This window comes from Geomonas sp. (genome assembly GCF_035254065.1).
Taxonomy (GTDB): Bacteria; Desulfobacterota; Desulfuromonadia; order Geobacterales; family Geobacteraceae; genus Geomonas.
In genome coordinates this window covers 1-5,551 of record NZ_DATFBA010000292.1, presented here as the reverse complement: position 1 = coordinate 5,551, position 5,551 = coordinate 1, and the positions used below count along the sequence as shown (strand labels likewise).

Below are 5,551 nucleotides of genomic sequence, written 5' to 3'. Positions count from 1 at the left end.
GACAGGGTGAGGATGGGGTTTGATTACGACAGAGGAGCCTGGATCGCCACGAGTCCGGCTCTTCCCGGCAGCTCGCCCATCGCCATTCCCGCCTCCGGGGCATCCTTGCGGTACTCGGCGGCGGCCTCGCCCAAGGTGATGAAGCGCACCCCCTTTTTCTTAAGGCGTTCGATCAGATCGGCGAAGGAATCCGACATCACGCCCCCTTCCATTTCCGCATGGATGGTATGGACGTTCAGCCCTTCTTTGAGCTGGGAGAGGTAGAAGTCGTTGATGTTTTGGGCGGTGACCCCGTCGGAGCCGAGGATCTCGTCCATGGTCGGCCAGGTGCTGGGGATCTGGAGGGTGGCGTAGCGCTTGCCATCGAAGACGGGGTAGAAAGGGGCGTATCCCCTGGAGTCGCTGCAGTAATCGAGCTGCATGGCGTCCTGCAGCTTGAGAGAAGCGGCCGAAACGGTCCAACCGGGAGCGGCGGTGGTGGCCGGCCTGGTCCCCATGATCTCCTGGAAAAGCTGGGCGCCCTGATCGAGCTGTGAGGCGACCTTGGCGTCCGAGAGGCGCGGCAGGTAGTCATGCCAGTAGACATGGTCCCAGCAGTGCACGCCGGTCTCGTGGCCGGCCGTCCTGGTCCTTTTCAGAATCTCCGGGAAGGACGCTGCTATCTGGGGAGCCGGCAGCAGCGTGCCGTAGAGCATGGTCTTGATGCCATAGGCGCTGGGGGCGCCGGTCCGAAGCATCTTCTGGAGAAACCCTTTCCTCGTGAAGATACGGCGGATGGCTTTACCGGAGTTGTCGGGGCCCATCGAGAAGTAGAAGGTGGCGTGGATGCCGGCTTTCTCCATGATCTCAATAAGGCGCGGAACCCCGTCGCGGGTCCCGGCGTAGGTATCGACGTCGACTTTCAGTGCTACCGTGTACATGAATCGTTATCTCGTTGAGGTGATCGTATAGCGAAAAGGGGGCCGATTGGCCCCCTTCACATTTAGCGTGTTTGACTTTTTACAGCAGGTGCTCGATCTTCTCGCGCTGCTCGATCAGGTAGAAGTCGAGCGTCTTTTTCAGCGCGTCGTCGATGCTGGTGGTTGGCTCCCAGCCCAGCTTCTTCTTGGCGTTCTTGACGGAGGGGACGCGGGTCAGCATGTCCTGGTATCCCTTGCCATAGAAGCTGTCCGAGGTGGTTTCGGCGATCACGCAGTTGGCCGCCTTCTCCTCGTAGCCCGGGTATTCCTTCACCATGTCGCGCAGCTTGTGGGCAAGCTCCTTCACGGAGAGGTCGTTGGTCGGGTTGCCGATGTTGAAGATGCCGCTGTCGGCGCAGCCGTCCTTGTTCTCGATGATCTTCATCAGGCAGTCGATGCCGTCCTCGATGAAGGTGAAGGAGCGGCGCTGGTTGCCGCCGTCCACCAGGGAGATCTGCTCGCCGGCCAGGATGTTGTAGAGGAACTGGGTCAACACGCGCGAGCTACCCTCTTTGGCGGTGGAGATGGAGTCGAGCTTGGGGCCGATCCAGTTGAAGGGGCGGAACAGGGTGTAGCGCAGTCCCTCGTGCTCGCCGTAGGCGTAGATGACGCGGTCCAGCATCTGCTTGGCGCAGGAGTAGATCCAGCGCTCCTTGTTGATCGGGCCCAGCATGAGCGGCGAGTTCTCCTCGTCGAATTCCGCGTCGGGGCTCATGCCGTAGACCTCGGAGGTGGAGGGGAAGATCACCCGCTTCTTGTAGCGTGCGCACTGGCGGATGATTTTCAGGTTCTCCTCGAAGTCCAGTTCGAAGACGCGCAGCGGGTCCTTCACGTAGGTCACCGGGGTGGCGATGGCCACCAGCGGCAGCACCACGTCGCATTTCTTGATGTTGTACTCGATCCACTCCTTGTTGATGGTGATGTCACCCTCAAGGAAGTTGAAACGGGGGTGGCCGATGGAATGCTCGAGCTTGTCACAGCTCATGTCGAGGCCGAATACTTCCCAATCGGTGGTGTCCAGGATCCTTCTGGTGAGGGCGTTGCCGATGAAGCCGTTGACGCCGAGGATAAGAACTTTCATGTCGTCTCCAATCGTGGATTTCAATTTTTACCCCATCCTCACCCTGTCCCTCCCCTTAAAGGGGAGGGGCCGAGGTTGGGGCTGTCCTGACTGTTTAAAAAAGTGATGGTTGCCAAACTCCCTCCCCTTCAAGGGGAGGGCAGGGGTGAGGATGGGGTTAGCCGAAAAAAGGTCCCTTCCTTCACTCCCGCCGATTGCGCGTACTCCGCCGCGTCCTGCTCGGCGCTCTCCTCTTCCTGCAATGACTGGATCTCCAGCACTCCCTGCCCGGTGGCGACCCTGAACGGGCTGACGCTCACCACCTTTCCCGGCTCTCCCTGTCCCTCGACCGGGACCGCCTTCCAGAGCACCACCTTCTTCCCGTTCAAGGTGCTGAAAGCGCCGGGGTAGGGATGGGTGACGCCGCGGATCAGGTTGTAGATCTCTACCGCGCTCTTCTGCCAGTCGATCAGGCCGTCCGCAGGCTTCCTGCCGCCGAAATAGCTGCCGCGGGTGAGGTCCATGGGGATGCGGGGCGCCTGTCCGGAGATAAGCAACGGGAAGCTGCGGCTGATCACCTTCACCGCGGCCTCGGTGACCTTGTTGAAGACGTCGAAGGCGGTGTCGGTGAAGTCGATGCCCACCTTCTCCTGGTCGACGATGTCCCCTGCGTCCGGCTTCTGCACCATGTAGTGGAGGGTCGCGCCGGTCTCGGTCTCGCCGTTGATCACCGCCCAGTTGACGGGGACCCGGCCGCGGTACTTGGGGAGATAGGAGCCGTGCAGGTTCAGCGCCCCCAGCGCCGGTATCTCCAGCACTTCGTTCCTGATCATGTTGCGGTAGTAGAAGGAGAGCAGCAGGTCGGGGGCGATTTCCTTCAGGAGCGTGATGTTCTCGTTGAGGTTCACGTCCGAGGTCATCACCGGTATGCCGTGCTGCTGGGCGAGCTCGCGCACCGATTGGAACCAGATCTCCTCGCTGGGGGAGTCGTCGTGCGTGAAGACCAGGGCCACGTCCGCCTGCTGGCGGATCAGCTCCTGGAGGCAGCGGTAGCCGACATTGTGATAGGCGCAGACAACGATGCTCTGTTTCCGGCTCACCCCTTCACCTCCGCTTCCTTCTGGTAGCCGTGCACACGCCTCACCACGTAGCGCGGGCGCTTGCGGACTTCCTGGTAGATCCGCCCCACGTACTCGCCCACCAGGCCGATGCCGAAGATGACGATGCCGATGAAGAAGAAGAGGATGGCGAACAGGGTGAAGACCCCCTCCACCTCGGCGCCGATGATGAAACGCCTGACCAGCAGGAAGATGCCGAAGCCGGAGGCGACCAGGGAGGTGAGTATCCCCATCAGGGCGAACAGCTGAAGCGGCACCACCGAGAAGCCGGTCATCAGGTCGAAGTTGAGCCGGATCAGCTTATACAGCGAGTACTTGCTCTCCCCCTCGCTTCGTTCCGCGTGACCCACCTGGATCTCGGTCGGATTGGCGGCGAAGGTCTGGGCGAGGGCCGGGATGAAGGTGGTGGTTTCCTGGCAGTGGTTGATGTTGTCGATGACGTCGCGGTGGTAGGCGCGCAGCATACAGCCGTAGTCGCTCATCTTCATGCCGGTCATCTTGTTGGTGGTGATGTTGACCACCTTGGAGGCCCATTTGCGGAACAGGGTGTCCTGCCGCTTCTGCCGGATGGTGCCGACCACGTCATGGCCCTTTTCGATCTCGGCCGCGAGCCTCGGGATCTCCTCCGGGGGATTCTGCAGGTCTGCGTCCAGGGTGATGACGATCTCTCCCTGGCTCCGCTCGAAGGCGGCCAGGATCGCCATGTGCTGGCCGAAGTTGCCGTTGAACTCGATGACCCGCAGTTCCGGAATGGTTTTGGTCATCCCCTTCAGGATGGCGAGGGTCCGGTCGCGGGAGCCGTCGTCGGTGAAGATGATCTCGAACGGTTTGCCCGTCGCGCGCATAACCGGCAGCAGCCTGTCAACCAGCGGCGGGAGGTTCCCTTCCTCGTTATAGGCGGGGATGACGACAGAAATATACGGTTTGTCCATGCTTTCCTTCACTTTTCTCCTGCTAGTTCTCCTCCGGCCGACTCTGGACGGCTGGGCGAAGAGTCCAAGCAATCCCCCCTGTCCCCCCTTTATCAAGGGGGGACTTGAGAGCGGAACATGGTTGCTGATCAATACATAAGTTCCTCATCCGTCTACTCTCCCTCCCCTTCAAGGGGAGGGCCGGGGTGAGGATGGGGCTATTTCTCTATTTCCTGGTCCTGGCGATCACCGTCTTCACAGCCTGCACCACGTCCTTGGCGTCGTCAAAGGTCATGAGCGGGAAGAGCGGCAGGGAGAGGATGCGGTCGGAGGCGTAGTCGGCGTTGGGAAGTTCACCCGGCGCGATCTGCAGCGCTTCCTTGTAGTAGGGGTGGTGGTGAACCGCCTTGAAGTGGAGCCCGGTGCCGATGTTCTCGTTCTTCAGCTCGGCCATGAACTGGTCGCGGTCGATGGTCAGCTCTTCAATCCGGATCAGCGGCGTGTAGAGGTGCCAGGCGTGGCGGTGCGGGTAGGGGACCTCCTCCGGGACCACCACCTCCTCCACATCGTAGAAGGCCTCGTTGTAGAAGTTGGCCAGCAGGGTGCGCATCTCGATGAACTTGTCGAGCTTGTCCAGCTGGTGCAGCCCGAGCGCCGCCTGGATGTCCATCATGTTGTACTTGAAGCCCGGCATCATGATGTCGTAGTTGGGGGTGCCGGTCGACTGGTAGCGCTTCCACGCCTCGCGGCTCATGCCGTGGAACTTCATCAGGGAGATTTCTTCGGCGATCCGCTCGTCGCGGGTGGCCACCATGCCCCCTTCGCCGGTGGTGATGTTCTTGATGGGGTGGAAGGAGAAGACGGAAATGCTGTCCAGTGAGCCTATGCGGGCACCCTTGTACTCGGTGCCGATGGCGTGGGCGGCGTCCTCGATGACGGCGAGCCCGAACTCCTTGGCGAGCGCGAAGATCTCGTCCATGTCGCAGGGCTGGCCCGCGAAGTGGACCGGGACGATGGCGCGGGTGCGCGGGGTGATCTTCTTGCGGACCTCACGGACGTCGATGTTGAGGGTGCCGGGCTCGATGTCGGCCAGCACCGGCTTGCCGCCACCCTGGACGATCATGCTGACGGTCGCCCCGAAGGTCATCGGGGTGGTGATCACCTCGTCGCCCGGTTGGAGCTTCAAGGCCAGCATGGCGAGGTGCAGTCCGGCCGTGGCCGAGGAAAGCGGCACCGCATAGGGAGCGTTGACGTACTCCTTGAAAGCGTCCTCGAAACGCTTGGTCTTGGGACCGGTGGTGATCCAACCGCTTTTAAGGGAATCCACCACCTCGTTGATCTCTTCATCACCGATGGTGGGGATGGAAAACGGGAGAAATTTCTCTCTCATCGACTGCGCCTCCTACTCATTAGACACCGACAGATACGACCCGCCACTATTACATGAACGGCCCCTCCGGTCAAACATTTTCCCCCGATTTTGTGGCAGAAATCCGCACGGTC

The 5,551-nt window shown here is 61.1% G+C and carries 5 protein-coding genes; all 5 read right to left on the bottom strand.

The window, feature by feature from the left end; genetic code table 11:
• Window positions 1-23: 23 nt before the first annotated feature.
• The gene (locus tag VJ604_RS13370) at window positions 24-920 is read right to left on the bottom strand and encodes a 4-deoxy-4-formamido-L-arabinose-phosphoundecaprenol deformylase (protein ID WP_324083289.1); all 897 of its coding nucleotides are present in this window, start codon (window positions 918-920) and stop codon (window positions 24-26) included.
• A 79-nt stretch (window positions 921-999) separates the two neighbouring features.
• The gene (locus tag VJ604_RS13365) at window positions 1,000-2,040 is read right to left on the bottom strand and encodes a bifunctional UDP-4-keto-pentose/UDP-xylose synthase (protein WP_324083288.1); all 1,041 of its coding nucleotides are present in this window, start codon (window positions 2,038-2,040) and stop codon (window positions 1,000-1,002) included.
• Between the two features lie 128 nt (window positions 2,041-2,168).
• Window positions 2,169-3,119, bottom strand: coding sequence for a formyltransferase (locus VJ604_RS13360; protein ID WP_324083286.1), 951 nt, complete (start codon window positions 3,117-3,119; stop codon window positions 2,169-2,171).
• A complete protein-coding gene (locus VJ604_RS13355) occupies window positions 3,116-4,069 on the bottom strand; it encodes a glycosyltransferase (protein ID WP_324083285.1) in 954 nt (317 codons plus the stop codon). The genes VJ604_RS13360 and VJ604_RS13355 overlap by 4 nt, the downstream gene beginning before the upstream one ends.
• Window positions 4,070-4,274: 205 nt before the next feature.
• A complete protein-coding gene (locus VJ604_RS13350; RefSeq protein WP_324083284.1) occupies window positions 4,275-5,438 on the bottom strand; it encodes a DegT/DnrJ/EryC1/StrS family aminotransferase in 1,164 nt (387 codons plus the stop codon).
• Window positions 5,439-5,551: the final 113 nt, after the last annotated feature.